This is a genomic window from Comamonas sp. C24C, assembly GCF_053345995.1.
The window spans coordinates 478,590-505,056 of sequence record NZ_JBKFBC010000002.1 but is presented as its reverse complement, the minus strand read 5'-3'; the positions used below and the strand labels follow the sequence as shown (position 1 = coordinate 505,056).

At 60.3% G+C, this 26,467-nt stretch carries 24 protein-coding genes; 5 read left to right on the top strand and 19 right to left on the bottom strand.

Features of this window, described 5'->3' with window-relative positions:
• Positions 1–121: 121 nt before the first annotated feature.
• Positions 122–1,012, top strand: a complete 891-nt coding sequence (locus ACLBXN_RS05975; RefSeq protein WP_447611470.1) for a LysR family transcriptional regulator — start codon at positions 122–124, stop codon at positions 1,010–1,012.
• Positions 1,013–1,278: 266 nt separating this feature from the next.
• Here ACLBXN_RS05975 and ACLBXN_RS05970 read toward each other — a convergent pair whose 3' ends face one another.
• Positions 1,279–1,494, bottom strand: a complete 216-nt coding sequence (locus tag ACLBXN_RS05970) for a hypothetical protein (RefSeq protein WP_211455921.1) — start codon at positions 1,492–1,494, stop codon at positions 1,279–1,281.
• A 403-nt stretch (positions 1,495–1,897) separates the two neighbouring features.
• On the opposite strand from ACLBXN_RS05970, the gene ACLBXN_RS05965 reads away from it, so the two are divergent.
• Complete coding sequence (locus ACLBXN_RS05965; RefSeq protein ID WP_003056286.1) at positions 1,898–2,047, top strand: hypothetical protein; 150 nt, start codon at positions 1,898–1,900, stop codon at positions 2,045–2,047.
• A gap of 132 nt (positions 2,048–2,179) precedes the next feature.
• Here the strand turns inward: ACLBXN_RS05965 and ACLBXN_RS05960 are convergent, their stop codons facing one another.
• Positions 2,180–3,043: a DMT family transporter gene (locus ACLBXN_RS05960; RefSeq protein ID WP_447611617.1), complete on the bottom strand. Its 864-nt coding sequence runs from the start codon at positions 3,041–3,043 to the stop codon at positions 2,180–2,182.
• Positions 3,044–3,336: 293 nt separating this feature from the next.
• Between ACLBXN_RS05960 and ACLBXN_RS05955 the strand changes: the two genes are divergently transcribed.
• Positions 3,337–4,539 carry a GGDEF domain-containing protein gene (locus ACLBXN_RS05955; RefSeq protein WP_447611469.1) on the top strand — a complete coding sequence of 401 codons (1,203 nt, stop codon included), beginning with the start codon at positions 3,337–3,339 and terminating at the stop codon, positions 4,537–4,539.
• Positions 4,540–4,760: 221 nt separating this feature from the next.
• On the opposite strand, the gene ACLBXN_RS05950 is transcribed toward ACLBXN_RS05955, so the two are convergent.
• From ACLBXN_RS05950 to hemN, 5 genes are all read right to left on the bottom strand, one after another.
• Entirely contained in the window at positions 4,761–6,023 is a 1,263-nt protein-coding gene (locus ACLBXN_RS05950; protein ID WP_447611468.1) for a helix-turn-helix transcriptional regulator, read from the bottom strand.
• 181 nt (positions 6,024–6,204) lie between these two features.
• Positions 6,205–8,688, bottom strand: coding sequence for a sensor domain-containing protein (locus ACLBXN_RS05945; protein ID WP_447611467.1), 2,484 nt, complete (start codon positions 8,686–8,688; stop codon positions 6,205–6,207).
• A gap of 2 nt (positions 8,689–8,690) precedes the next feature.
• Positions 8,691–9,935, bottom strand: a complete 1,245-nt coding sequence (locus ACLBXN_RS05940; RefSeq protein WP_447611466.1) for an HD-GYP domain-containing protein — start codon at positions 9,933–9,935, stop codon at positions 8,691–8,693.
• 110 nt (positions 9,936–10,045) lie between these two features.
• Positions 10,046–10,759, bottom strand: a complete 714-nt coding sequence (locus ACLBXN_RS05935) for a sulfite exporter TauE/SafE family protein (RefSeq protein ID WP_447611465.1) — start codon at positions 10,757–10,759, stop codon at positions 10,046–10,048.
• 3 nt (positions 10,760–10,762) lie between these two features.
• Positions 10,763–12,145: an oxygen-independent coproporphyrinogen III oxidase gene (gene hemN / locus ACLBXN_RS05930; RefSeq protein WP_447611464.1), complete on the bottom strand. Its 1,383-nt coding sequence runs from the start codon at positions 12,143–12,145 to the stop codon at positions 10,763–10,765.
• A 269-nt stretch (positions 12,146–12,414) separates the two neighbouring features.
• Between hemN and fnr the strand changes: the two genes are divergently transcribed.
• Entirely contained in the window at positions 12,415–13,137 is a 723-nt protein-coding gene (gene fnr / locus ACLBXN_RS05925; RefSeq protein WP_029158640.1) for a fumarate/nitrate reduction transcriptional regulator Fnr, read from the top strand.
• Between the two features lie 165 nt (positions 13,138–13,302).
• Here the strand turns inward: fnr and ACLBXN_RS05920 are convergent, their stop codons facing one another.
• The 9 genes from ACLBXN_RS05920 to ACLBXN_RS05880 all read right to left on the bottom strand — a co-directional run bounded on the left by ACLBXN_RS05920 (position 13,303) and on the right by ACLBXN_RS05880 (position 21,650).
• The gene (locus ACLBXN_RS05920) at positions 13,303–13,566 is read right to left on the bottom strand and encodes a hypothetical protein (protein ID WP_343677909.1); all 264 of its coding nucleotides are present in this window, start codon (positions 13,564–13,566) and stop codon (positions 13,303–13,305) included.
• Positions 13,567–13,938: 372 nt separating this feature from the next.
• Positions 13,939–14,244, bottom strand: coding sequence for a FixH family protein (locus ACLBXN_RS05915; protein ID WP_043004508.1), 306 nt, complete (start codon positions 14,242–14,244; stop codon positions 13,939–13,941).
• A 115-nt stretch (positions 14,245–14,359) separates the two neighbouring features.
• Positions 14,360–15,802, bottom strand: a complete 1,443-nt coding sequence (ccoG, locus tag ACLBXN_RS05910) for a cytochrome c oxidase accessory protein CcoG (RefSeq protein WP_291608083.1) — start codon at positions 15,800–15,802, stop codon at positions 14,360–14,362.
• A gap of 82 nt (positions 15,803–15,884) precedes the next feature.
• Positions 15,885–16,796 (bottom strand): cytochrome-c oxidase, cbb3-type subunit III, encoded by a 912-nt coding sequence (gene ccoP, locus ACLBXN_RS05905; protein WP_003056318.1) that lies wholly within the window; start codon positions 16,794–16,796, stop codon positions 15,885–15,887.
• Between the two features lie 27 nt (positions 16,797–16,823).
• Positions 16,824–16,961, bottom strand: a complete 138-nt coding sequence (locus ACLBXN_RS05900; protein WP_043004505.1) for a CcoQ/FixQ family Cbb3-type cytochrome c oxidase assembly chaperone — start codon at positions 16,959–16,961, stop codon at positions 16,824–16,826.
• A gap of 18 nt (positions 16,962–16,979) precedes the next feature.
• On the bottom strand, positions 16,980–17,612 hold the full coding sequence (ccoO, locus tag ACLBXN_RS05895) for a cytochrome-c oxidase, cbb3-type subunit II (RefSeq protein ID WP_043004504.1): 633 nt from the start codon (positions 17,610–17,612) through the stop codon (positions 16,980–16,982).
• 19 nt (positions 17,613–17,631) lie between these two features.
• Entirely contained in the window at positions 17,632–19,068 is a 1,437-nt protein-coding gene (ccoN, locus tag ACLBXN_RS05890; protein WP_167010284.1) for a cytochrome-c oxidase, cbb3-type subunit I, read from the bottom strand.
• A 63-nt stretch (positions 19,069–19,131) separates the two neighbouring features.
• Entirely contained in the window at positions 19,132–19,269 is a 138-nt protein-coding gene (gene ccoS / locus ACLBXN_RS05885; RefSeq protein WP_003056328.1) for a cbb3-type cytochrome oxidase assembly protein CcoS, read from the bottom strand.
• Positions 19,269–21,650, bottom strand: coding sequence for a heavy metal translocating P-type ATPase (locus ACLBXN_RS05880; protein ID WP_447611616.1), 2,382 nt, complete (start codon positions 21,648–21,650; stop codon positions 19,269–19,271). Before ACLBXN_RS05880 ends, ccoS begins: the two co-directional genes overlap by 1 nt.
• Positions 21,651–21,839: 189 nt before the next feature.
• On the opposite strand from ACLBXN_RS05880, the gene ACLBXN_RS05875 reads away from it, so the two are divergent.
• Positions 21,840–22,283, top strand: a complete 444-nt coding sequence (locus ACLBXN_RS05875; protein ID WP_043004499.1) for a universal stress protein — start codon at positions 21,840–21,842, stop codon at positions 22,281–22,283.
• A gap of 303 nt (positions 22,284–22,586) precedes the next feature.
• Here ACLBXN_RS05875 and ACLBXN_RS05870 read toward each other — a convergent pair whose 3' ends face one another.
• From ACLBXN_RS05870 to ACLBXN_RS05860, 3 genes are all read right to left on the bottom strand, one after another.
• On the bottom strand, positions 22,587–24,140 hold the full coding sequence (locus tag ACLBXN_RS05870) for a malonate--CoA ligase (protein ID WP_447611463.1): 1,554 nt from the start codon (positions 24,138–24,140) through the stop codon (positions 22,587–22,589).
• A gap of 146 nt (positions 24,141–24,286) precedes the next feature.
• The gene (locus tag ACLBXN_RS05865) at positions 24,287–25,303 is read right to left on the bottom strand and encodes a Bug family tripartite tricarboxylate transporter substrate binding protein (protein ID WP_447611462.1); all 1,017 of its coding nucleotides are present in this window, start codon (positions 25,301–25,303) and stop codon (positions 24,287–24,289) included.
• Between the two features lie 112 nt (positions 25,304–25,415).
• Positions 25,416–26,467: malonyl-CoA decarboxylase (locus ACLBXN_RS05860; RefSeq protein WP_447611461.1), on the bottom strand; the 1,052-nt coding region annotated here is incomplete at its 5' end.

Here is a 26,467-nt window from a genome sequence, read left to right as displayed (position 1 = left end):
TTTGTCTCCGATGGATTGCCGGCCACAGCGCCGGCTTTTTTGTGATGTGCTTGAGTATTGATGCTTCAAAAGATACAGTCCAACCGATAATTTTTTCAAATCCATCAATCTTTCTTTTGCTATGGACCTGCGTGATCTTCGCTACTTCGAAACCATTGCGGAGCTCGAACATATCGGGCAGGCCACAGAACGCCTGCACCGCACCCAGCCGGCTTTGACGAGCTGCATCCGCCGGCTGGAAGCAGAGTGCGGCGCACTCTTGTTCGAAAAATCAGGTCGCGGCATCCGCTTGACGGCTGCCGGCCAGGTTTTGCTCAAATGGGCTCAGCGCCTGCGCTTTGACACCGAGGATGCCAAGCGAGAAATCGCAGACATGGCACTCGGCCTGCGCGGCCATATTCGCGTGGGCATCGTGCCTACCGCCGCCCAATTTCTGTTGCCGAAAGCTGCACGCCAGCTCATGGCCCAGGCTCCGGAAGTCACCTTGCGAACCGTGGTGGGCCTGGTCGACACGCTGCGCCCGCAACTGCAGGCGGGGATGATTGACTTGCTGGTGGGCACCGAAGGCCCGGATGAGCCTGGCTACATTTCACAGGTGCTGACCTCGGACACCATCGTCGTGGCAGCCAGTGCAGAGCATGAAATACACCGCATGCAAGCAAACTTGCGCGATCTGACGGCATATCGCTGGGTGCTGCAACCTCCTGGCGCTCCTACCAGAGACTGGCTTGATCACGCGTTTGACCGCAAGCGCCTGCCTCGCCCTCGTGTGCAGGTGGAAAGCACCATGCTCTTGATGCTGCCCACATTGATCGCCGAGACCAAGCTGCTCAGCTTCATCTCACGCCATCACCTGGAGAGTTCCCCTGCCGCATCACGCCTGCGCGAAGTGCCCATCAAGGAAACCACCATGACCCGGCGACTGGTTGTCACATACCGCGAGCAAAGCTATGTCGCCCCCGCAGCCAGATTGCTGATCGATCTGCTATCCAGCGCTGCAGTCAGCGACTAGGACTGGTCAACTCACCCAAGCATTCGGCATTGGCGGTCTGGATGAACATGGAACATACGGAGAGCAAGAATCAGCTTCATTGCCGGAGCAATAGCCAACAAAGCCGCTTGCATCTGCCCCCATGGCTGGACGTCACAGTTCCGCCCTCCAGTGACAACTCGCCCGGCCAACTGGACGACAGAGCATGCCCAGCCTGAAGAAACGGACTCGAGTGTCTGATATTCAATGACGGCCCGCCAATGGCTGCTTCAGCTGTGACCTTGCCCCTAATCACGACGCCAGCCCAGGCCTCCGGAAGTGTCATCCCCGCCGGACCATAGCGCCGTGGTGCCGGGCCCCTGATACGCCCCACGCCCCCATTCATAGCGCACATCACTGCTCCCCATGGTCTGCTGGGCATTGGATCCTGCATCGCGCCCCGGCATCATGGAACAAGCTGCCAGCATGCTGGCAACCGCCGCCACCAAAAATAGCGCTTTCATGGCAACTCCTTGAAAAATTGGAGCCTTTCAGGCTATTCCTGCTGGGCAGGCCGTTTGTAATTTCTTGTTGAACAGCCGCTTTGCCTACCTAATGCGTACACCAGCCCGCAAATCGCGCGCTTTGCTTTTGGAAGCCCTGAATCCATGGGACATGGGCGCTCACCATCTGCCGGGAGCTGCTCTGCTCCATCTCCCCTGCAAAGAAGCCATCTTTCCCAACACGGAGACTGCATAGCGCATGCCCGAGCACAAGGGGATACGACAAATGGCTGGACGAAAGAGCCATGCAGTTCCTGCACAAGCATGCCGGCAGTTCCACGTTTACATTTCTGTCAACCAACTGACATCATCAAGCGTTAAAAAGAAACAAATCAGCTTCTATTCACCTCTTCAAGGAGTAGCCATGACCTACCTGTACGCCGCCTATCCAGAACTCAAAGCGACGAATCAAGAGATCATGACGCCGATGCCTGATCCGCGTTCCCCGGAGGAAGTTCTGAGCATGCTGTCTCAGAACCCACCCGAAGGTGAATACAGCGTCGACGCCTTCTAAGCAGTCCCCCTCAACGACTACAGGCCACCTGACCGGTGGCTTTTTTGTTTCTGAAGCTTCCATCTCCAAGAGCATGTGCAGGAGCCGATCGGAGGTCGTTCTGGCGCCACATCGGCCTGCAACAATAAGCAGCTACTTCGCTGATGAAACAGGTCCACCGATCGGGGAAGAAACCATCACCAATGCAATCCCGCCCAGAATGGCGGCACCGGCCAGTGTCAACCGCATGGTCCAAGGCTCTCCGAGCAAGGAAACAGCACCGATGGCTGCCAGCAACGGAACGCTGAGCTGCACGGATGCCGCAGCTCCCGCCTTCAGATGAGGCAGTGCGGCATACCACGCGACGTATCCCAGCCCCGAGGTCAGCATCCCTGAGCACAGCGCATATGCCAGCCCCGCATAGCTCAATGAGGCTCGGCCCTGCATCAGCAGGGGCAGCAGCAAGGCAAGAGGTACGGTCCGAAGAAAATTGCCTGCCGTCACGCCAATCGGGTCAGTGGCCCCTTTTCCGCGCAAGGAGTACAGACCCCAGGAGACCCCAGCGAAAATCATGAGCAGAGCCGCGCCCAGGGGCGGTGCCGATAATCCGGGTCGCAGCAGCACCACCAAGCCGCCAAAGGCCAGCATCAGACCGCCCCACTTCCGTGGTGCAAGTTTCTCGCCGCGGCAAAGGCCGACACCCACCATCGTTGCCTGTACCGCCCCGAACAGCAGCAGAGCGCCAGCCGCAGCCGAAAGACTCCCATAGGCGAATGAGAAAGCTGCGGCATAAGCGAACAAAAAACCGGCCGACCACCAGTTGCCTACGCCAACGCAGGAGGCTCGCCTCAAGCCCACAACCAACGCCAATACTGCTGCGCCTGAAGCCAGGCGTACCGCCGTAAAGCTTGCCGCATCAATAGAGTGGGATTGCAGCGCCAGCCGACACAAAAGTGAATTGGCCGCAAAGGCAGCCATCGCCAAACAGGTCAACGCAGCGGTACGAAACAAGGGCATCTCGAACCCGACAAAGAGACTAGTCGAAGTATTCTCCCACTCCGCCCGTCCATGACCAAGCGTGCTTTTTTTGTTCAGAGGCCCTTCTGAATCCCAAGCTCGTTCCTCTCTGCGGCCACATTGACAACCATCTGTACCCAGGTCCAGATGACGCAGATCGGCAATAGGCATTGCGATAGCTTGTGAAGTCACATATCAGGCTGTATGAATGGCTACTGTCGCCTGTCGCTTTGTATTTGGAGAGCAGGCAATGCTGCTGCGTTTCGATCTTTGGTCGAGAAGGCTCTGGTCAGATGTTCGCGAACAACGACTTCCTCCTGGTTCTGACGCCATCACTGGCAATACTGGCTCTCGCAGCCATATTGATCATCGCCTGGCTCGCTCAAAGATCTCAGCGCTTTCTGCTCTGGCAAGCTTGCGCCTATTCGCTCACCGCCCTGCCTCTCGGTGTGCAAAGCCTGCTGCCCCTGGAGGAACTCAATCACTACGCCTTGCACATCGGCAGCTTCTACCTGCTGAGTGCCTGGTGTCTTGCCAAGAGCTGGTCGGAGAGATGGCGCGTATCGACCCAGCCCTATGCGGTATCGGTGATAGCCATCGCCACCTTGGCAGCGCTGTATCAGTTCAGCCGGGTCGAACCCAACGTCTGGGCTCGGGTGAGCTCTTTCAGCATAGGCTCCGGTCTTGTTTTACTACTGCCCATACTGCAGGTGCGCTCGAGGAAGAACTCGTTTGACTGGCTCGATCGATCGCTGCTCTGGCTGAGCATCATCTTCACTGCCTACACCTTCACTCGGCCCGCCCTGATCTGGCTGCTTGGATACTCGGATCTGCGCTCCCTGCCAAGGTCGCCCTATTGGATTCTGACGCTGGTGAGCATTCTCAATTTCTCGCTGCTCTTCACCGTGGTGATGACCGCCATTGCAGTGAAGGAAACCATGGACAAGCTGCGCAGGGAACGTGACTTTGATGCATTGACCCAGGTACTGAATCGCCGCTCTTTTCAGGAGCATGCCCAAAAGCGGCTGGATGATCCGAGGCTCTACCCCATGGCCGTGCTAGCCTGCGATATAGACCACTTCAAACGCATCAACGATGCCTGGGGCCACGAACGTGGCGACAAAGTGCTGCAGCTTGTCTCAGCGACCTTGCAAAACAATGTGCGGGAGCAGGATCTGGTCGCCCGATTCGGCGGCGAAGAGTTTGTGATGCTGTTGACCGACATAACACCGTGCGATGCAGAGCTCATTGCCCAGCGCATCCAGCGTGACCTCGGGGCCAAGAATCCGGTTCTTCCATCGGGCCCCAAACTGACCATGAGCTTTGGCATTTCTTCGATCACTCAGTCATTCCAGCTTGAGCAAGCGCTGAAAGAAGCTGATCAACTGCTCTATCAAGCCAAAAATGCGGGGCGCGATCGAGTTCATGTATCGGGAGTTGTCTACCCGGATAGTTCCGACAAAACCCTTCAGCAGCGAAACAGACCTGCAGCTTAGGACTTCCGGATTCATATTCCCTAGACATTCGCCAGGAAACGGTTTCGTCGACATGTAGGAACAACTCCAGCCCAACGGTCGCGCTAGAGCAGCACTACAGCGCGCCAGAGCAGGTACCTGCTTGCACAATGCGCGTGCGGCATGACCCGGAAGCGATCAAGTCCAAACTGCGCAAGACGCGAGAGCCCTCGTGCAGACGAGCTTGCGGGTCCGGGCCGGAATCATTGATTGCCCAGCCAGGCCACACTGTTGAGAAAAAGTCGCACCAACTCTGTCTGACGACGAACCCCAGTCTTGGAAAAAATGGAACGCAGATGGGCTCGCGCGGTATTGGGTTTGATGCCCAGAGCCTCCGCAGCCTCTTCCAAAGACATGCCGTTGCTCAAATGCGTGGCCACTGCGGTTTCGGCAGGAGTCAGATGGAAGAGCTGCTGCGTGAGCTTGACGGGCGGCTCCGCCTTGCCCGTCGTATCGCGCAGAAAAACCGCTACGCTGGGACGCTGCTTGCCTTCAGTCCATTCATCGGCAGAGATGCTCTGCACCACCACGCCCCAATTCAGCTGACCGGACTGGCGAGTGATGGACATACCCTCCGTCATCGAAGCCCGCTCCAGCCTGGGCGAAAGCAGCGCATCGCGGATCAGACGCTGCAGCTTGCGATTGTCATTCGCATAGACGGCTTCAAGCGCTCCGTTGTTGACCCGTATGCCATCGCCCAGATTCAGAATGGTTGTCGCCGCTGGGTTGGCCTCTATCATTTTCCCGGCCTGATCGAGAATGACCACCCCCATCATCAGCTGCGCAGTGGCACGCCCATATAACGATATGACCTGCCGGTCACGGTGCAGATTCAGCTGCATGTTCAGCACCCGCCTGAGGTGAGGCACCAGCATGCGCACCAGGTCCAGCTGCCGTGACTCGAATGCACCGGCGCTCGCAGACCGCGTGATACGCCAGCCATAGGAGCAGCCGTTATCGGTCATGACGTCCACGGCCAGAATGTGCTCAATGTCCACCCCCTTGCACCAGTCGGTGTAGTAGCGGCAGGAATGCCATTCGGACTCCGTCATCACATCCCGCAAGGTGAGCACCTGGTCCTTGGCAATGCCGAGAAACGGACTCCACTGCGCATAGGGGTCGTAGGGAATGACCTCCGAACGGCCTCCGGTTGCCGAGATTACCCAGCCCACATTCTCACCATGGGGGTCGCGCACCACGAGCGAGGCGTAGTTGCCATTGGCACAAGAACGCAGCAGTTCCAGAAAAACCTTCCAGTGCTGCGGATCCATGGCGGACTCATACAGCGCTGCAATCAGCAGACTCATGGCTTCGGTGCTGATAAGCGGAGTTTCATCCAGCGAGCCAGCTGCACTGGACTCGACATGCCTCGGAGCAGAAAAGCCGACAGAAAAACCATTTACGGCTTCTAGAGCGGCCGAGCGGTAGTTGTAGAAGTCAAAACTTGCGTATTCGCTTTTGGGCATTGGCTATCTCAAAAAATCCGGCCCATCAGCACTGCACAGTTGCTCAACTCTGCACGCATTGTTCATTGTTGTAGGTGCCCGGCAGTCGGCCCAAGAAATGCCCTGATCTTGCCGAGCCCTCATAGACTACGCATCGTCAAATCAGACGATGGAAAACCTAGCGCAAACGCATGCCCAGTGTCTATTGCAGACCTGCAATATGAATACCGCTGCCATCTTCGTCCGGCGAGTACGGCTGTGCGCCGGATGCCTGCTCGGATGCGCCTTGATCCAGGCGCTTTCTGAACTGCTCCGCTGGCAAGGCCGGCGAACACAGATAGCCTTGAAAGTAGTCGCCCTGCAGCTGCTCTATGGCCTGGCACTGCTCCTGCGTTTCCACACCTTCGGCCACCAGCTCCACGCCCAGGGCCTGCCCCATGCTGATGATGGCGCCTACGATGGCCTTGTCTCCCGCGTCGTGAGGCAGGCCGCGCACAAAGCTCTGGTCGATCTTGATCTTGGAGATCGGCAGTTTTTTCAAATAGGCCAGGCTCGAATAGCCGGTGCCGAAGTCATCGATCACAAGGCCCACGCCCAGCTCTGCAATCTGATGCACGCGCAAGGCCATTTCCTGTGCTTCCTGCAGCAGGATGCTCTCGGTCAATTCCAGCTCCAGCCATTGGGCCGGCAAGCCGCTGGCTTCCAGCACGCGCTTGAGGCGATCCACAAAGTCCGGCTGCCTGAACTCCAGTGCCGAGACATTGACCGACACCTTGACGGGCTTGCCCATGGCCAGCCAGCGCGCGGCCTCCTGTACCGACTGCTCCAGCACCCAGGCATCAAGTGCAACCACATAGCCGGACTCTTCGGCCAGCGGAATGAAGGCCGCCGGAGAGATCACGCCCAGCTCCGGATCCGTCCAGCGCAGCAAGGCCTCCGCTGCCACAATGCGACCCGAGCGGATATGAACCTGGGGCTGGAAGTGCACGGCCATATGCCCCTTGTCCAGAGCCTGGCGCATAGCGTGCTCCAGCTTCATGCGTGAGAGCAGGCCTGCACTCATCTGCGGCTGGTAGAAACTGAAATTGCCGCGTCCGCGCTCCTTGACGCGATACATGGCGATATCGGCCTGACGAATCAGCTCATCAAGCGTCAACCCATCCGCAGGAAACTGCGCCGCGCCAATGCTGCATTGCACGGAAAAACCCAGGCCGTCGAGCATGAAGGGCTGACGCATCTCTTCCAGAATGCGGGCGGCCACGGCCGAAGCGCCCTCTCCGGTGCAGTCATGCAGATAGAGCACGAACTCGTCCCCTCCCTGGCGACACAGCACGTCGGCAGGGCGCAACAATCCGCCCAGCCGCTGAGCAACCAGCTTGAGCACCCGATCGCCAAAGTCATGACCCAGAGAGTCGTTGATGATCTTGAAGCGGTCCAGATCCAGAAACAGAATGCTGAAAGGCTGCTGCGTAAAGCGCGCAGCGGTGATGGCGGCCTGTACATGGCGGCTCAAGCTCAGGCGGTTGGGTAATCCGGTGAGGGCATCGCTATAGGCAAGCTGCTCGATCTGCTTTTGGGCACTGCGCTGCATGGTCATGTCGCGCATGAAGCCAATGCTCTGCACCAGACGACCATAGCCGTCGCGCAATGCCACCCAGGACAGCCAGACCGCGCAACGCTGACCGTCGCTCTGCTTGAGCCAAAGATTGCCCTCCCAGAAACTGCCCACATCCCAGCGCGCGGATGCCAGCTCCAGCAGATCGGAAACAGGGCCGCCTTCGGACTCGAACAGCGCCCAGGCGGCAAGACCCAGCACCGACCTTCCATGCAGCAACTGCACGCCCGCCGGGTTGATCTGCACAATGACGCCCGCGGCATCGGCGATGAAGATGCCGTCCAGGCTGGACTCGAACACGCGCGCCGCGAGACGCAGCTCGGTCGCTGAACTGGATTCCGCCGTGATATCCCGGTAGGAATAGATCCGCCCTATCGCCACACCGCGACTGAGCTGAGGCACGGAACGACGCTCCAGCACCCGACCGCTTAGCAGTTGCAGCACCTCCGAGGTCTCGGGTGCCGACAGATCCTGCGCCTCCTGCAACAGCGTGAACTGGCTCTCGCTGCTGATGGTCTGCGCTTCAAGATGGGCGAAGATGGCCTCGTCGTCACGTTGCACGAGCAGGGATTCGGGCAGTTGCCACAGCTCTGCGAAACGATGGTTGAAGGCGCGAATGCCGCCGCGCAGATCGCAGACCAGCATGCCGTCTGCGGTGGACTCCAGCGTCGCCCGCAACTCCGCAAGCAGCATGTCCAGCTCGCTTTCATGCCGCAACTGCTCGCTGCGGTCGAGCATGGTGAGCAACAACCAGCGCGGGTTCTGGGCGATGGAGCCAACCCCCATCTCCACGGCCGTCAACGATCCATCCGCCTTACAGATCTCCGTGAGAAATTTCGCGCCGCCCACCCAATTGGAAGCGTCCTGCCAGAACGCCTTCTGCACCAGGGAAGCGCAAAGCACATCGACATACTGCTCCCGTGCCTGCTCAGGGGTGTAACCCGTGAGCTGCGTGCTGGCCGCATTGGCATGAAGCACGCGCAGGCTCTGCGCATCCAGCAGCCAGACGGCCTCCTGCAAGCCATCGAGCATGGCGGCGAGCAGAGGGTCGATCAGAAAACTCTGCGGCATGGTCACGCGAGATCTTTCTCGACAGCAGGTGCTGCAGAACTGTCAAAAAAATAGCAAAGACGTCTTTGTGGCTGTAAAGCTTCCAGCGCATTGCGCGATAGCTGATTACGCGTCAAACCACGCCGAATCCCCAAACCCACATATTCAAGCAAATCGACGAACCGCAACTTCTGCGCCGTCTGCGTGTCATAGGTCAGCACCTGCGGCTTGAGAGACTGGCTGGTATTGACGGACACCACTACCCCCATGCGCCCGTCGCTGAGCTCCACCAAGGACCCCGGCGGATAGACACCCAGAGTCTGCACGAATGCCTTGAGCACTTCAGGTGCATAACGCTGGCGATACTGCCCGTACAGTGCGGCCATGGCTTCATGGGGCGTCATTTCGTTGCCTTGCAGTGGCAGATTGCACAAACGCTCGAAATTGTTGGCCAGCGCCAGTATCTGTCCGGCAATATCCATATCGGTCGCCAGCAGGCCAAGCGGAAAGCCCGATCCATCGGCCCACTCATGGTGCTGGGCGATGGCCGTCGTGACCGAAGGAGGATAGCCCATGGACAGGGCCAACGCCACCGACTCTCCCACATGCCGTGCATAGGCGGTCTCTCGCAGCGGCATGCGATCCGTGCCTTGATTCAGTGCATTGGCCGACGCGGAAATCTCCAGCCCTGGCTTGCCGATGTCATGCAGCAACGCTGCCGTGCCCAGATCCTGCAGCACATCGTTGCGCAAGCCCAGTGTCTTGCCCAGCAACAGGCTCAGCACGGAAACGTTCACTCCATGAACACCGAATGTGGCACCGCCCGTATCCGCGAGCAGATGCAGACTCAGATCACGAGCCTGCGCCAGTTTGACGACTTGCTGCGCAACCAGCTGATCCGTCGTGGCGCGCGCCCGCTCGGGGTTGGCAGGCAACAGGGCCTGAACATCGTCAAATACGGAAACCGCACCCAGAAACCGGGACTGCACCCCCAGAATGCTGTCTCGCCAGGCATGCGCATCGCTGTCCGGATGGCTCACAACAGGCCGAGGAGGCGCGACGGAAGGCGTGACAGCCTCCTCCAGATCGCTTCTGGAGAGATCAACCTGTACGGCCTTGAGCTTCAGGGTCCTGAGCGTCTGCAACTGCTCGTCATTGACAATCTTGAAGCTGCTGACGGGAAACGGGTGGCGCAACCAGCCAGTCTCCAGATGGACATACATGCCAATTCGCAGTTGTCCGATATCAATAGCAACGAAACGATTCACTTTGAGCGCTACACACAAGATGAGACATTATTCCGCAGTTCCATGACTGCTCAACCATGACTAGGGTCTGTTGGGATGCAAACTGCACCAACATTCCCCTCCTGTGTGACTTATCGGCACCAAAGGCTGGGTTTGTAGACCAGATCCATCCACAAAGCCCAACTCGCAACACCAATCAGCATCAAACCCGCAATTCTGGTGCCCCAGCGCGCCCGCAATGCATTGAGATGCGACTGCCCCAGCTGCCACAACCAGGGGCCCGCCAGCAACCACACTGCGCCGCCAATGGCAAACGCCGCCATTGACAGAGCACCTTGCCAGACTCCGCCACTCAGCGCGGCCACCAGCACTGCCGAATAAAGCAAGCCGCAAGGCATCAGGGCCCAGGCAAAGCCCGCGGCCAGGCTCCCTCCCGGGGCGACGACCCAGGGCTGGACCCTGGCCCAGACAGAGCGCCCCGCCTGCTCCAGCCACACCGGTTGTCGCGCCTGCACCAGCATGGCCAGACCCCAGGCCATGACCGCGACATGCATCAGCGTCCAGAGCTTCTGCAAGGCCGTTGTCTGACTGGTCAGCCAGGCCAGACTCTCCATGGCCACAGCCGCCACTCCGCCCAGCAGGGCATAGCCGGCAATGCGTCCCAGATGAAACAAACTGGTGCGCAGCCATTGGCGTTTTTGCAGGCCGTGCAAGGCGATGACCTGGCCGTCGCTGGCAGGCCTTGCGCCCGTCACGACGCTGCAGGGCGCAGCGCACATCACAAGACAATGGGGCCCACCCACGAGCCCCATGATCAAAGCAGTCCAGACCAGCGAAAACAACATGCGCTAGATGATGCGCGAAAAGCGCGTGCGGTTTCGGTCGGCCTGCAAATATCGATCAAACAGCATGGCTACTCCGCGCACGAAAAACCAGCCCAGGCCCGTGACCTTGAAGCCCTCGTCGGATAGCTGAACCAGGCCATTGCGCTGCATTTCCCCCAGTGCAGCCAACTCCCGAGCAAAGTACTCGCGGAAATTGATCAGCCAGGCCTGCTCCATCGGCTCATACAGGACGGAGCCCTGACACATGATGGCCATGATGATGGCTCTGCGCACCAGATCGTCACGCGAGAGCGCCAATCCGCGCTGCACGGGCAGCATGCCGCCATCAATGGCGTCGTAATACTCTTCCAGGGTCTTGACGTTCTGGCTGTAGGTGGCGCCCACCTTGCCGATGGCCGATACGCCCAGTGCAATCAGGTCGCAATCGGGCTGGGTGCTGTAGCCCTGGAAGTTGCGATGCAGGCGCCCCTGACGCTTGGCGATGGCCAGAGAGTCGTCGGGCAGCGCAAAGTGATCCATGCCCACATAGACATAGCCGCCATTCATGAAGGCATCAATTGCGCCGGAGAGCATGTTCAGCTTCTCCTGTCCCATGGGCAAGTCAGCCGATGCAATACGCCTTTGCGGCTTGAAGCGCTCGGGCAGATGCGCATAGGCATACAGAGCAATACGGTCGGGACGCAACTCGTTGACCTGGGCCAGCGTTCGCGCAAAAGACTCGGATGTCTGCTTGGGCAAACCGTAGATGAGGTCCACATTGATGGAGACAAAGCCCAGACGGCGGGCCTCGGCCACCAGCTCAAAGACTTGCTCGGCTGGCTGCTCCCGGTGCACCGCTTTCTGCACCGCGGGGTCAAAATCCTGCACGCCAAAGCTCAGGCGATTAAAGCCCATGTCCTTGAGTGTCTTCAGCCTCTCGTTGCTCACGGTACGCGGATCGACCTCGATGGAATACTCGCCGGCTGGATCGAGCTTGAAATGCTCACGCATCAGAAGCATCAACTGCTGCAGTTCGGCATCGCTGAAGAAGGTCGGCGTACCGCCTCCCAGATGCAACTGGCTTACCAGCTGGCCTTTGCCGCAATGCTCGGTATGCATGGCCAGTTCACGGCCCAGATAATCCAGATATTCGGCAGCCTTCTCATGATGCTTGGTCACGATCTTGTTGCAGGCGCAGTAATAGCAAAGCGACTCGCAAAATGGCACATGCACATAAACGGACAAAGGCAAGGCACGTGAGCTCGAATGCGTCTTGCGTTGTTTCAATGCCAGGATATAGTCGTCTGCACCAAAAGCCTCAACAAAACGGTCGGCTGTTGGAAATGATGTGTAGCGCGGGCCGGGAATATCAAAGCGGCTCAGCAACTCGGGCGTGACTGCGGTCATAACTGAAAGTTAGGGTGCGCCCACACTCCACATTGAGCAGATTTCAAAGAAAATCAGATCCTGGAAATCATGCCCATAATGGGCAGAAGCACATGTTTTTGAATGAATGCAAACAATGTGCCCCAAGGCAATCCAACTGTCCTTGATGAATATCAAGAGAGCGCAAGGCAAGTACTGCGACAATTTGATCCAACTCATCACTAACTACGAGGTCAATGACCGGCGCGACTCTCCATTCCAAGTCTGTCTGTGCCGTTGCTGAAAAGCCCATGAATCTTCAGACCATCAAAGCATCCTGCTCCAACTGCAATCTGCGTGAACTGTGCATGCCCATGGGCCTGGACGATGAACAAATGGAGCGCATTGACGAAATTGTGGCCACGCGCCGCAAGGTGAAACGGGGCGGGCTGCTGTTTCGCAACGGCGAGGAGTTCACCTCGCTGTACGCCATTCGCACCGGCTTCTTCAAGACCAGCGTGGCCACCGAAGACGGTCGCGACCAGGTCACGGGCTTTCAGATGGCCGGCGAGATCATCGGTCTGGACGGTATCGTCAACGACCACCACACCTGCGATGCCGTGGCGCTGGAAGATGCCGAAGTCTGCATCATGCCTTTCGACAAGCTCGAACAGCTCTCGCGCGAAGTCACGGCACTGCAAAATCATGTGCACAAGGTCATGAGCCGCGAAATCGTGCGCGAGCATGGCGTGATGCTGCTGCTGGGCAGCATGCGTGCCGAAGAGCGTCTGGCGGCCTTTGTGCTGAACTTGGTGCAGCGTCTGTCGGCACGCGGCTTTTCGAAGTCGGAGCTGGTACTGCGCATGACGCGTGAAGAAATCGGCAGCTATCTGGGCCTCAAGCTGGAGACCGTGAGTCGCACCTTCTCCAAGTTCGCCGAGGAAGGCATCATCGAAGTCCGACAGCGCCATCTGCGCATTCTGGATACCGAGGCGCTCAGGCGCATCGTCAACAGCCAGCAATGCCAGGACTGACTTCGACAGCAGCCCTCAAGACAAAGCCCGCAGACAGCGGGCTTTTTTGATGGCGGCGAATGCCTGCCAGGAGTTTCCGCTAACAGGGCCGCCGACACAGCGAGCGGCCAGCCCCTCCATCCGGAGCCGCCACCTGTTCGAAACTGCGGTCCTGTGCGCAGCACCTTACTCGACCAGGGGCTCCGAGACTATGCCCTGGTTCAGATCGCTGGCCGAACGCCCCAGCATGACGGTCATCAGTCCGCTGAACACGGTGACCGCCCAGAAGGCAAAAAAGGCCAGGGTGTAAATGCCATTGCGCGACCATTCCAGTGGCGAGCCCAGCCAGTGCATATCCAGCGGGTCCACAAAGGCAAATACCACCATTTCCATGATTGCCGCGGCCAGAAAAGCCGGCCAGACAATCCACATCCAGCGTCGAGCATCCATCGCGATTCTCCTTGGCCTGTGGGTTTGAACCTATTTTGCACAATTGCCATGACCTTCCCAGACATACCAAGGGCATGCACTCAGATGGGAAACCCTGGACCGCTATTATTTGAAGAGCTTCCAGCGCTTTATGTGTATCGATTTGAGGTCTATATCTATCTGAAATAGCCTTTAACAAAGCGCTATGCGCTCCTGTTGTTGAACTCCACCCGGCCATCCCTTGCCGGCAGCCGAGAACTGCAGGGGCCCTCCCGACTCTTCTGTCGACCAAGACATAGAACGCCGTCACGGCACACCGGCTACAGAAAAGCCTGCAACCAGGGCCGCAAAAAAAGGCCGCGGAAGTGGCCTTGGGATGCGTTGAAATCTCGGTCAGCGATCCAGCGGATGGTCCTTGGCCGGCGTCGCGGCATGGTTGCGCCCCGTCACTGCTGGCGCCAGGCTTTTTTCGCTCTCGGTGAGGCGCTGGTTGATCTCAATGCCGTGACGATAGTAGTCGGGGTCGATCACGGGATCCGGCTTGCTCATGGCGATATAGGCGGTCACGATGCCCGCGACCACCACCACGGCGGGACCGGCGATGACGAGCCAGACATGGGCAAACTTCCACCAGGGCTTGCCGTCCTCGGGGTGGATGATCTTGGCCTTTTGCAGGGCCTTGGCTTGTGCTGCCGACATGGTTAAACCTCTTTTCAGAAATCTGGCTGCCCAATTGCAAATCTGCAATCGGGCAGCATCAATTGTTGCTGATTCGCGATGCCCTTGCGTGGCTGTCGCGATGCATGCCGCAGGCCTAGCGCGGCACCAGGAACACGGACTTTTCGGAGATGCGTCCGGCCCCAGCCGTCAGCGCATCCACATTGAAATGCACGGGGTGCGAGCCGGAAGCAGCCGAGCCATAGGGGATCTGCAGGCGCACCGCAATGCCGCGCGTCTCGGCCGGACCTACCGAGACTTCCTGCTCGGATACTACCTCCAGCTGATCCAGCCCCGTGGCGCTGATGCGATAGCGCTGCTCGGACTCGGTCGCATTCATGATCTGCAGGCGATAGACGTTTTCGAGCTTGCCGCCAGCCACGATGCGCGACAGCGCGGCGCGGTCGCGAATCACGTCGACCTTGAGGGGCTCGCGCAGTACCAGGCTGGCGATCATGGCTGCGCTCAGCGCCAGCAGCACGGTCGAGTAGATCAGCACGCGCGGGCGGAAGATGCGCCGTATCACCTGCGCCTGCTTCCAGAGCTTGGCCACGGCGTTCTGCGTGGTCAGGCGGATCAGGCCGCGCGGGTACTCCATCTTGTCCATCACGGAGTTGCAGGCATCGATGCACAGACCGCAGCCAATGCACTCGTACTGCAACCCCTTGCGGATGTCGATGCCCACGGGGCAGACCTGAACGCAAAGCTTGCAGTCTATGCAGTCACCCAGACCCTGCGCCTTGTAGTCCACGTCTTTTCTGCGCGGCCCGCGCGCTTCACCACGCTGGACGTCGTAGCTGACGATCATGGTGTCCTTGTCGAACATGGCGCTCTGGAAGCGTGCATAGGGGCACATGTACTTGCAGACCTGCTCGCGCATATAGCCGGCATTGCCGTACGTGGCAAAGCCGTAGAACAGCACCCAGAAAATCTGCCAGCTGCCCTGGAAGGCCATCAGCTCCACACCCAGTTCACGGATGGGCACGAAGTAGCCGACAAAGGTGAATCCGGTCCAAAGGGACAGAACAATCCAGAGGAACTGCTTGAGCGACTTCTTCCAGATTTTCTCGAAGGTCCAGCCATGCTTGTCGATGCGCATGCGGGCGCTGCGGTCTCCCTCGACCTTGCTCTCGATCCACATGAAGATCTCGGTATAGACCGTCTGCGGACAGGAAAAGCCGCACCACAGACGCCCGGCCACCGCGGTAAACAGAAACAGCCCCAGCGCGCTGATGATGAGCAGCCCTGTCAGGTAGATGAAGTCCTGCGGGTAGAGCACCAGCCCGAACAGATAGAAGCGCCGTGCCCCAAGGTCGAACAGCACCATCTGGCGCTCGCCCCACTGCAGCCACGGCAGGCCGTAGAAGACGATCTGGGTCAGGAACACCATGATCCAGCGCCAGCGCGAGAAGACGCCACTGATGGCGCGCGAGTACACCTTCTGTTCGGAGGCGAACATGGGCATATATTCCTGGCCGCCGTCCACAGGCTCAGCCGTGATCGGTATGACTTTGCGAGGTTTCTCCGGATCGCAGGGCATCGCAGTTCCTTAATATTTTTGTAATTACTGAAAACTCAAACGCGAAAAAGGCGGTGCCTTGGCACCGCCTTCATCACCCGTCTTACTTCTGGGCGCTTGCGTTGGACAGCCCCCAGACATAGGAGGCCAGCACCGCGATCTGCGCCTCGGTCAGCTTGTCCTTCTGAGCAGGCATCTCGTTCATCTTGCCATGGTTGACCATGTCGACAATAACGGACTCGCCCCAGCCATGCAGCCAGATGTCATCGGTCAGGTTGGGTGCGCCAAGCGCCTGGTTGCCCTTGCCATCCATGCCGTGGCAAGCCGCGCAGGCCACGAACTTGGACTTGCCCTGCGAAGCCTTGACGGCATCGTGGGGGCTGCCCGACAGGCTCAGCACATAGTGAGCCACATTGCGCACATCTTCCGCCGAGCCCACGGCAGCTGCCATGGGAGGCATCACGCCGATGCGGCCGTTGGTGATGGTTTCCTTGATCTTGTCGGGTGTGCCGCCATGCAGCCAGTCACCGTCGCTCAGATTGGGAAAGCTCTTGCTGCCGCGTGCATCGGAGCCGTGGCATTGCGCGCAGTTGTTCATGAACAGACGCTCGCCGATGGCCATGGCCTGGGGGTCCTTGGCCATTTCTTCGGTGGGCATGCTGACGAACTTGGCGTACATGGGCTCCAGGTCGACACGGGCCTTTTCCATCTCCTTGTCATAAGCACCATACTGGGTCCAGTCCAGCTCGCCCTTGAAGGAACCCAGACCCGGGTAGGCCACCAGGTAGGCCAGGCTGAAGACCACGGTGATCACGAACAGACCCATCCACCATTTGGGCATGGGGTTGTTGAGCTCGCGCAGGTCTTCGTCCCAGACGTGACCGGTGGTGTTGTCCGCGGAAGGAACGACCTTGCGGCGCGCCACCAGCACCAGCAGCAAGAAGCAGCCGAGGATGCCGATCAGCGAAACAGCCGCGATATACACGGACCAGAAGTTGTTAAAGAAGTCGCTCATGGGATGTTCTCGTTGTAGTGATCAGACTCAGTCTTCCAGGAAGGGAAGCTGAGCTGCCTCGTCGAAACGGGCCTGGTTACGGCGGGCAAACGCCCACCACCAGATGCCCACGAAGCACGCCAGCGAAGCCAGTGTGGCCAGAACACGCATGGTGGTGATATCCATTTTCCAGTCCCTCCTCTGTTACTTGACGGCGCGACCCAGGACCTGCAGATAGGAGATCACGGCCTCCATCTCGGTCTTGTCCTTGACTTCGGCCTGAGCCCCGGCGATCTCCGCATCGGTATAAGGCACACCCACTTTGCGCAAGGCGCTCATGCGCGTTGCCACGGCAGAGTCATCCACCTTGGTCGCTTCCAGCCAGGGATAGGCAGGCATGTTGGACTCGGGCACCAGATCACGCGGGTTGTTCAGGTGGATGCGATGCCATTCGTCGCTGTACTTGCCGCCCACACGGTGCAGATCGGGGCCGGTGCGCTTGGAGCCCCACTGGAAGGGGTGGTCGTAGACGAACTCGCCAGCCACCGAGTAGTGGCCGTAGCGCATGGTCTCGGCGCGGAAGGGGCGGATCATCTGCGAGTGGCAGTTGTAGCAACCTTCGCGCAGATAGACGTCACGGCCCATCAGTTGCAGCGGTGTGTAGGGCTTGAGGCCCGCCACGGCTTCGGTCGTGGACTTCTGGAAGAACAGCGGCACGATTTCCACCAGACCGCCAATGGTCAGCACGAACAGCGTCAGCGCGATCAGCAGAAAGTTGCTGGTCTCGATCTTCTCGTGCAAAGAGCTCTTGGGAACTGCGTTATTTTGATCAGACATTGCTTTTGCTCCTCAATGCTCAGGCGTGAGCCACCACGGCAGGCACTGCCACCTTGACGGAACGGCCGGCCATTGCGGTCTTCCAGGTATTCCATGCCATCACCAGCATGCCGCCCAGATACAGCAGACCGCCGGTCACGCGAATCACGTAGAAGGGATAGGTCGCCTTCACGCTTTCGACGAAGGTGTAGGTCAGCGTGCCGTCGGGGTTGATGGCGCGCCACATCAGGCCCTGCATCACACCGGCAATCCACATCGCGGCGATGTACAGCACGATGCCGATGGTCGACATCCAGAAGTGCAGCTCGATCGCGGGCACGGAGTGCATTTTTTCGCGGCCGAAGAGACGGGGAATCAGGTAGTACAGAGAGCCCATGGTGATCAGACCCACCCAGCCCAGAGCGCCGGAATGCACGTGGCCCACGGTCCAGTCGGTGTAGTGGCTCAGCGCGTTGACGGTCTTGATGGCCATCATCGGGCCTTCGAAGGTGGACATGCCGTAGAACGACAGGGACACGATCAGGAAGCGCAGGATGGGGTCGTCACGCAGCTTGTGCCAGGCACCCGACAGCGTCATGATGCCGTTGATCATGCCGCCCCAGCTGGGAGCCAGCAGGATCAGCGAGAACACCATGCCCAGCGACTGGGCCCAGTCGGGCAGCGCGGTGTAGTGCAGGTGGTGAGGGCCGGCCCACATATAGGTGAAGATCAGTGCCCAGAAGTGCACGATCGACAGGCGGTACGAATACACGGGGCGACCGGCCTGCTTGGGGATGAAGTAATACATCATGCCCAGGAAGCCTGCGGTCAGGAAGAAGCCCACGGCGTTGTGGCCATACCACCACTGGACCATGGCATCCTGCACGCCGGCATAGGCCGAGTAGCTCTTCATCCAGCCCGCAGGAATGGAGACGTTGTTGACCACGTGCAGCAAGGCCACGGCCAGGATAAAAGCACCGAAGAACCAGTTGGCCACATAGATGTGCTTGACCTTGCGGATGCCGATGGTGCCGAAGAACACGATGGCATAGGACACCCAGGTCACGGTGATCAACAGGTCGATGGGCCATTCCAGCTCGGCATATTCCTTGCCCTGGGTGTATCCCAGGGGCAGGCTGATGGCCGCAGCCACGATGACCAGTTGCCAGGCCCAGAAGGTCAGGCTGGCCAGCTTGGGCATGAACAGCTTGGTCTGGCAGGTGCGTTGCACCACGTAGTAGCTGGTGGCGAACAAGGCCGAGCCACCAAAGGCAAAGATCACGGCATTGGTATGCAGCGGACGCAGACGTCCGTAGCTCAGCCAGGGAATGCCGAAGTTGAGTTCCGGCCAGGCCAGCTGGGACGCGATAAACACGCCCACTGCCATACCTACCACCCCCCATACCACGGCCATGATAGAGAACTGTCTTACGACGGTGTCGTCGTAATAGACAGCATTGTTATTTGTTGCTTCCATCGGGCACCTCTTAGATTTCTTGCAAAGTGTTCACTGGTTTCTCATTGGGCTCGTTGAGCCACATCAATCGTCGCGAAGAATGCGCTCGCCTTCCTGTTCCACGCTCTCGAACTGGCCCCGGTAAACGGCCCACCACAGGGCGGCCACAATGGCCATGACCAGAACTACCGACAGCGGAATAAGCACATACAGAATGTCCATCAACGGCCTCCTTGAATCAGTGGCATGACGGTGCCTCGCGGCGCAAGATGCGCAGAGGCGGACGCGTTGCTATCAGCAACCTGCAGCGGCAACGCACGTGCAAGACGGGCTGCGTTGGCGACGACCAGCAAGGAGCTCAGCGCCATGCCGAGCCCTGCCAGCCAGGCAGGCATCCAGCCCATCAGGGCCAGAGGAATAGAGATCGCGTTATAGGCTGCTGCCCAGCTCAGGTTCTGGCGCACCACGGACAAGGTCCGTCGGGCCAGCAACAGGCTTTGCAGCACTAACTCCAGGCTGTCTCCCAGTACCACGAAGTCTGCTCGCGATTGTGCCAGCGGCACTGCATTGCCAAACGCAAAAGAGACATGCGCTCCGGCTAAAACTGGCCCGTCATTCAGGCCGTCGCCAACCATGGCGACCTTGTGCCCCGCCGCCTGTGCGGCCTGCAGGGCAGCCAGCTTGTCCTGCGGCTGGCAATCGCCCTGCGCAGTCTCGATACCCAGCCTGGCGGCCACCGTCTGCACCGCTGCCGAGCGGTCTCCCGAGAGCAGTTGCACACTGACGCCATGGCGCCCGAGATCGGCAATGACCTGGGCCGCTTCGGGACGCACGTCCTCGCTCAGATGGAACTGCGCCAGGGGCTGCCAGCCAGCTTGCGATTCCTCGGCCAGCATCACGCTCTGACCCGGCTCATGCGGTGCCAGCTCGGGCACGCCGCAATGCGCGGCCGAGCCCAGACGAAGATGGCGGCGCACAGCGGTATTGCTGCGCGCCTGCACCCAGACATCGAGGCCGCTGCCGGCAACTTCCTGGACGGAGTCCAGCAGCCATGCACTGGCAGGCAGCTCGACCACCTCGGCCGCCTGCGCCAGGGCCCTGGAAGCGGGATGCATGGACTGACGCGCCAGCAAGGCTGCCAACGCCAGCAGGTCATCAGTGTTTTGACCTTCAGCGGGTGTCAGCGCGCGCAGCACCAGACCATCGCGCGTCAGCGTTCCGGTCTTGTCGAACACCAGCGTATCCACGGTGGCCAGCGCCTCCAGCCCCTGCAGATTGCGCACCAGCACGCCGCTGCGCGCCAGGGTGCCAGCCGCCGTCAGCATGGCCACGGGCGTGGCCAGTGAGAGCGCGCAGGGGCAGGTGACGATGAGCACGGCCACGGCCACCATCATGGCCTTGCCCGGGTCGACAGGCCACCACCAGATGGCCGCAGCCAGCGCCGCCAGCAGCACCACGACAAGGAAAGGACGAGCCACCCTGTCGGCCAGCTGGGCCAAGGTGGGCTTTTGCAGCGAAGCGCTTTCCATCAGATTCACGATCTGCGCAAAGCGGGTGCCCTCCCCCACGCTATCCACGCGCACATCGACAACACTGTCCAGGTTGTAGCTGCCAGCGGTGACTGCATCGCCCTGTGCACGCAGAACAGGAGTGGACTCGCCGGTCAGAAGAGCCTCATCGGCATGGGTAGTACCGCGCAGGATCCGGCCGTCTGCGGGAAAAGCCTCGCCCGTGAGCACACGCACCACATCGCCCGCGCACAGTCGACGTGTGGCCACACGCTCGAACTCGCCCGAGTCAGGCTGCTGACGCAGCACCGAATCCGGCAGCCGGTTCATCACGGCTTCCAATGCACCGGCCGTGCGGTCACGCAGACGCAGCTCCAGCCAGCGCCCCGTGAGCAGGAAAAAGACAAACATGGTCAGCGAGTCGAAGAAGACTTCCTGACCAAAGGGACCGGAGGGATCAAAAGTACCCAGCGTGCTGATGACGAAGGTGATCAGCATGCCTATGGCCACGGGCAGATCCATGCTCACGCGGCGCTGGCTGATGTCCTTGAGCGCGCTCTTGAAGAAGGGGCCGCAGCAAAACAGCACCACGGGCAGAGAAATCACCCAGGAGGCCCAGCGCAGCAAGGTCTCCATCTCCAGCGACAGATCGCCGGGACGCGCCGTGTAGGCAGGCCATGCATACATCATCACCTGCATCATGCACAGGCCGGCCACCAGCCAGCGCCACAGGGCACGGCGCGTCTCGGCCTGGCGCAGCTCGCGCGCAAACGCATCGCGCGCGGGCAAGGCCCGATAGCCAGCACGCGAGATGGCGTCCATCCATTGCGATGGAAGCACCTGGGCAGGACGCCATTCGACGCGGGCTCGACGCGTTGCGGCACTGACTTCGGCGGCCTGCACTCCCGGGACGGCTCGCAGCGCCTCCTCGATGGTCAGCGCACATGCAGCACAGTGCATGCCCTCCAAAACCACAAAGGAATCCCACACCGGGGATTCGGTCGCGTTCTCGGAGATTGGAGCCTTGGAGCTCTGGCCTGCGGGACGGCCAAACGAGCTCCATTCTTGCGGATCGTCCAGCAGATGGCTGTGCATCTGGGACGAGTTCAGGAAACCGGTGTCAGCAACAGCACGCTCTGCCGCGGAGGGCTGGACAGTAGTGTGTTGGGACATGTTTCAAGCGTAACTACGCCAGATGATACCCACCTTGACATTAATCAACTGTTAACTGCCCAATCGACATATGCTTGTATCCACAACGCATACAACCTGAAGGAGAAAGCTATGTACAACCGCATTTTGATTGCTACTGATGGCACTGAACTCTCGGACAAGGCTGTGCATGCAGGCCTGGATCTGGCCGCTTTGTGCGGCGCCAGCGTGATTGCACTCAAGGTTGTGTCGCACTATCCGCGCAGCTATCTGGAAGGCAGTGATTTGCTGGACATCAAGGAAGCCAAGCGCATCGAAGAGCAGTGGACCAGCCAGGCCCAGACCCTGCTGAACGGCGTCAAAGCCTTCGGCCATGAGCGCAAGGTCAATGTCACTACCGAAATCGCCCACTCCGATCTGGTGGCCGAATCCATTGTGGAAACGGCCAAGAAGCACGACTGCGACCTGATCGTCATGGCGTCGCATGGCCGCAAGGGACTGCAGCGTCTGCTGCTGGGCAGCGAAACCCAGCATGTGCTGACGCACTCGCCCGTGCCCGTGCTGGTGCTGCGCTGATGGACTTCGCCTGAGCCGCTTCGCGGCTTCGCCTTGAGAGGACGGCGCCTTGCCCGGCGCCTCTGATATGCAGTGAGACAGGCCGCCCGGAGGTGGCCGTTTTTTCACTCCCAAATTAAAAGCAGCTTGCGCACAAGCTGCTTTATTTTTAGGCCGATTCAATACTGAATTTGCCTGCCAGACTGCGAAAACAGCTCACTTTTCAGGAGTCAAGTCAAAAGACAAGCGCCTGAAATGCGGCCAATGGTGCAGCCAAAAACCAACGCCTGACGCCCGGTCGGAGCCGCCGGGCAGCAGCCGGCTTCAGGAGAACTCTTGCTGATACTGGTCGCGCAGCAGCTTTTTCTGGACCTTGCCCATGGTGTTGCGCGGCAGGCTGTCCACCACATAGCAACGCTTGGGCACCTTGAAATTGGCCAGTCTGGCCTTGAGCGACTCCAGAATCTGCTGCCCGTCCAGCTGCGCGCCCTTGCGCGGCACGATGACGGCAACGCCCACCTCGCCAAAATCCGGGTGCGGCACGCCCACCAGGGCGCTTTCGTCCACGCCGGCCAGATCGTTGATGAAGCCCTCCACCTCGGCCGGATAGACGTTGTAGCCGCCCGAGATGATCAAGTCCTTGCTGCGCCCGACGATGCTGAAATAGCCGCGCGCATCCTGCATGCCCACGTCGCCGGTCTTGAACCAGCCGTCGGCCGTGAACTCCTCGGCGGTCTTCTCCGGCATGCGCCAGTAGCCCTTGAAGACATTGGGGCCCTGGACTTCGATATTGCCGATCTCGCCTGCGGGCAAGGCCTTGCCGTCGTCGCCATGAATGCGCACGCCCACGCCCGGCAGCGGGAAACCCACGGTTGCGCCGCGGCGCTCGGCCTCGTTGCCGTAGCGCGCATCGGCCTGATAGGGGTTGGAGGTCAGCATAATGGTCTCGCTCATGCCGTAGCGCTCCAGGATGGTGTGGCCGGTGCGTGTCTTCCAGGCGCGGAAGGTCTCGATCAGCATGGGGGCCGAACCAGAGATGAAGAGACGCATGTGCGCGGCCATGTCGCGGTCCAGCCGGGCGTCGGCCAGCATCCGCACATACAGGGTCGGCACGCCCATGAAGACGGTCGCATCCTTGAAGCGCGCCATGACGGCCTCGGGCTCGAAGCGGGAAAACCAGATCATGGGACTGCCGTTGAGCAAGGCCCCGTGAATGGCCACAAACAGGCCATGCACATGGAAGATGGGCAGCGCATGAATCAGCACATCGCCTTCCTGCCAGCCCCAGTAGACCTTGAGCATGGCCGCATTGCTCAGCAGATTGCCGTGGCTGAGCATGGCACCCTTGCTGCGCCCCGTGGTGCCGCTGGTGTAGAGAATCGCCGCCAGATCGTCGGTGCGGCGCGGCACGACCTGGTGCTCGTCGCTATGGTGGGCCGCGCGCTCCAGCAGGCTACCCGTGCGGTCGGTGCTCAGGGTGTAGACATGGCCCACACCGTGATTGAACGCAATCTTGGACACCCAGCCGAAACAGCCGGGTGCGCAGACCACCACGGCCGGCTCGGCATTCGTGATGAAGTACTCCATCTCTGCGCTCTGGTAGGCCGTGTTCAGCGGCAGGAACACATGGCCGCTGCGCAGCGTGGCCAGGTAGAGCATCATGGCTTCGACCGACTTTTCCACCTGCACCGCAATGCGGCTGCCTTCGGGAAGATCCAGCGAGGCCAGCAGATTCGCCATGCGTGCACTGCCATGCTCCAGATCAGCCCAGGTGTAGTAGAGGCTGGAGCCATCGGGCTCGATGGCCTCCACGGCATTTTTCGTCAGATCCGCAGGAAACGCAGCGCGCAGCGCGCTGAAAAGATTGGCTTGAGACATGTCGGTGATCGTGATGCTGTCGGTGAATGCAAAAGGTCCGGGACCATCATAGGCCCGGCACCGGCCTGCCCGGCGGGAGCAGGCACTGAAAAGATGCGCCCGTCAAAACGGGCGCCCGGCAAAGGCCGTCCCGCTTGGCGGCGGAATCAGGAATCGATCTTCACATTGGCCGCCTTGACCACGTGCGCCCAGCGCTGGATCTCGCTTTGCACCATGGCGGCAAACTGCGGCTGGCTCAGTTGCCCGTAGTCGGCGCCATTCTTGGCCCAGGCGGCCTTGATGTCCTCGGCGGCTCCGATCTTGCGCACCTCGTCCAGCATCTGCTGCTGCACGACGGCTGGCGTGCCCTTGGGCGCCCACAGCCCATACCAGGTGGTGACGGTGAAGTCCGGCAGGCCGCACTCCGCCGCGCAGGGCACATCAGGAAAGGCAGGGTTGCGCTTTGTGCCGGCCACCATCAGCGCCTTGATGCGTCCACCCTTGATGTGCTGGGCCGACGAGCCCAGGCCGTCGAACAGCATGTCCACATTGCCGGCGATCAGGTCCTGCAGCGCCGGTCCCGCGCCCTTGTAGGGAATATGGGTGATCTGGGTCTTGGTCTGCAGCTTGAACAGCTCGCCCGCCAGATGGTGCGAGGACCCCGGCCCTGCCGAGGCATAGTTGTATTTGCCGGGGTTGGAGCGCAAGTCCTGCACCAGCGCCTGCAAGGTGGCATGCGTCACCTTCTTGGGATTGACCACCACGACCTGCGGCACGCTGGCCAGCAGCGCCAGCGGGATGAAGTCGCGCTCCAGGTCGTAGTCGAGCTTGGGATAGACCGAGGGCGCAATCACATGATGGGTGCCGCCCATGAAGAAGTTGTAGCCGTCGGCGGCGGACTTGGCCGCAATACTGGCGCCCAGCGTGCCGCCCGCGCCGCCGCGGTTGTCTATCACCAGGGTCTTGCCCGAGGTCTTGGCGAACTGTGCAGAAAACGGTCTGGCAAAGGTGTCCGTGCCGCCGCCGGCAGGAAAGGGCACGACCAGGGTGACCGGCCTGGTCGGCCATTCCGATGCCCCGACCATTCCCGTCCAGCCCGATGCCCCGGCAGCCAGCAGCGCCCCTGTCGACCGAAGCAGCGTGCGCCGCTGCAAACCCACGCTCTTTGCCCAAGAATCCCGCATGTATGTCTCCTCTGCTCGTCCGGTCAGCCGCTCTGCGGCAGCCGGACTTGTGGTTGGGAGACGCAGCAGCAAAAGCCGGCTCAGGCTGTGCGCAGCGCGGGTCGCGATGCACTCATCCCTTGCACAGCGATTCGATCTCCGAGGAAACGGGAATCTTGCTCTGCGCCAACAGGCTGCGGTGCTTGTCCAGGCGCTTCAGGTCATACAGATAGTTGACCATCAGCCCCATGGATTGCTTGAGTCCCTTGGACGACAGGTCTGCCGCCCAGTTCAGGCGCTCCACGCGCGCACCGTTGCCAAGGTGAAAGCGTGCCACGGCATCCAGCGGACGGCCCTTGGCAGTTTCCCGACCCAGATAGCGCGCTGCGCAGAACATGGCTGCCTGACGCACCACCGATTTCTCCGGCAGCGAACCGGGATCGTCCAGCGCAGCCAGCAATTGCGCAGCGCTCACTCCTCCGGCGACTTTTTCCAGGGCCGCCTTCTGCTTGTCGTCCAGCTCCGCCAGTGCCGCATCGCCGTTCTTGCTCAGCCAGCTACGCAGTCCCGGAATGGGCGACAGCGTGGCGAACTGCTTGAGCTTGGGGAACTCCTGCGTGAGCGTCTCCACCACATGCTTGATCAGCGAATCGCCGAAGCTCACGCCCTTGAGTCCGGTCTGGGTGTTGCTGATGGAATAGAAGATGGCGGTATTGGCCTTGGCCAGATCGGCTGCCGCTGCGGCCTCGTCCAGCAGCGGAGCCATGCTGCCCGCCATCTTGTCCAGCAGTGCCACCTCCACAAAGATCAGCGGCACATTGGGCATGCGCGGGTGGAAGAAGCCATAGCAGCGACGGTCGCTGTCGAGGCGATTCTTCAGATCGGCCCAGCTGCGGATATCGTGCACGGCCTCGTACTGGATCAGCTTCTCCAGCAGCGATGCCGGCGAATCCCAGTTCAGGCTTTTGAGCTCCAGCAAGGCCACATCGAACCAGCTGGAGAACAGATGCTCCAGCTCGGCATCCAGCGCCACATAGTGCTGTTCCGCCTTGGGCAAGGCCAGCAACTCGGCGCGCATGTCGACCAGAAAGCCCATGCCTCCCTTGGGCTGGGCAAAACGCTGCAGCAGCCGCGTGCGCGATGAAACCAGGGCGCGGCGCAGGCTCATCTCTGCCTCGCTGCGCT

Coding starts and splice junctions, on each gene's coding strand:
- ccoG (WP_291608083.1), bottom strand. CDS start 15,802: ATGCCCTGCGATCCGGAGAAACCTCGCAAAGTCATACCGATCACGGCT.
- ACLBXN_RS05945 (WP_447611467.1), bottom strand. CDS start 8,688: ATGCCGCAGAGTTTTCTGATCGACCCTCTGCTCGCCGCCATGCTCGAT.
- ACLBXN_RS05965 (WP_003056286.1), top strand. CDS start 1,898: ATGACCTACCTGTACGCCGCCTATCCAGAACTCAAAGCGACGAATCAA.
- ACLBXN_RS05915 (WP_043004508.1), bottom strand. CDS start 14,244: ATGTCGGCAGCACAAGCCAAGGCCCTGCAAAAGGCCAAGATCATCCAC.
- fnr (WP_029158640.1), top strand. CDS start 12,415: ATGAATCTTCAGACCATCAAAGCATCCTGCTCCAACTGCAATCTGCGT.
- ACLBXN_RS05975 (WP_447611470.1), top strand. CDS start 122: ATGGACCTGCGTGATCTTCGCTACTTCGAAACCATTGCGGAGCTCGAA.
- ACLBXN_RS05955 (WP_447611469.1), top strand. CDS start 3,337: ATGTTCGCGAACAACGACTTCCTCCTGGTTCTGACGCCATCACTGGCA.
- ccoO (WP_043004504.1), bottom strand. CDS start 17,612: ATGTCTGATCAAAATAACGCAGTTCCCAAGAGCTCTTTGCACGAGAAG.
- hemN (WP_447611464.1), bottom strand. CDS start 12,145: ATGACCGCAGTCACGCCCGAGTTGCTGAGCCGCTTTGATATTCCCGGC.
- ACLBXN_RS05900 (WP_043004505.1), bottom strand. CDS start 16,961: ATGGATATCACCACCATGCGTGTTCTGGCCACACTGGCTTCGCTGGCG.
- ccoN (WP_167010284.1), bottom strand. CDS start 19,068: ATGGAAGCAACAAATAACAATGCTGTCTATTACGACGACACCGTCGTA.
- ACLBXN_RS05920 (WP_343677909.1), bottom strand. CDS start 13,566: ATGGATGCTCGACGCTGGATGTGGATTGTCTGGCCGGCTTTTCTGGCC.
- ACLBXN_RS05960 (WP_447611617.1), bottom strand. CDS start 3,043: ATGCCCTTGTTTCGTACCGCTGCGTTGACCTGTTTGGCGATGGCTGCC.
- ccoP (WP_003056318.1), bottom strand. CDS start 16,796: ATGAGCGACTTCTTTAACAACTTCTGGTCCGTGTATATCGCGGCTGTT.
- ACLBXN_RS05950 (WP_447611468.1), bottom strand. CDS start 6,023: ATGCCCAAAAGCGAATACGCAAGTTTTGACTTCTACAACTACCGCTCG.
- ACLBXN_RS05935 (WP_447611465.1), bottom strand. CDS start 10,759: ATGTTGTTTTCGCTGGTCTGGACTGCTTTGATCATGGGGCTCGTGGGT.
- ACLBXN_RS05880 (WP_447611616.1), bottom strand. CDS start 21,650: ATGCACAGCCATCTGCTGGACGATCCGCAAGAATGGAGCTCGTTTGGC.
- ACLBXN_RS05865 (WP_447611462.1), bottom strand. CDS start 25,303: ATGCGGGATTCTTGGGCAAAGAGCGTGGGTTTGCAGCGGCGCACGCTG.
- ACLBXN_RS05870 (WP_447611463.1), bottom strand. CDS start 24,140: ATGTCTCAAGCCAATCTTTTCAGCGCGCTGCGCGCTGCGTTTCCTGCG.
- ACLBXN_RS05970 (WP_211455921.1), bottom strand. CDS start 1,494: ATGAAAGCGCTATTTTTGGTGGCGGCGGTTGCCAGCATGCTGGCAGCT.
- ACLBXN_RS05875 (WP_043004499.1), top strand. CDS start 21,840: ATGTACAACCGCATTTTGATTGCTACTGATGGCACTGAACTCTCGGAC.
- ccoS (WP_003056328.1), bottom strand. CDS start 19,269: ATGGACATTCTGTATGTGCTTATTCCGCTGTCGGTAGTTCTGGTCATG.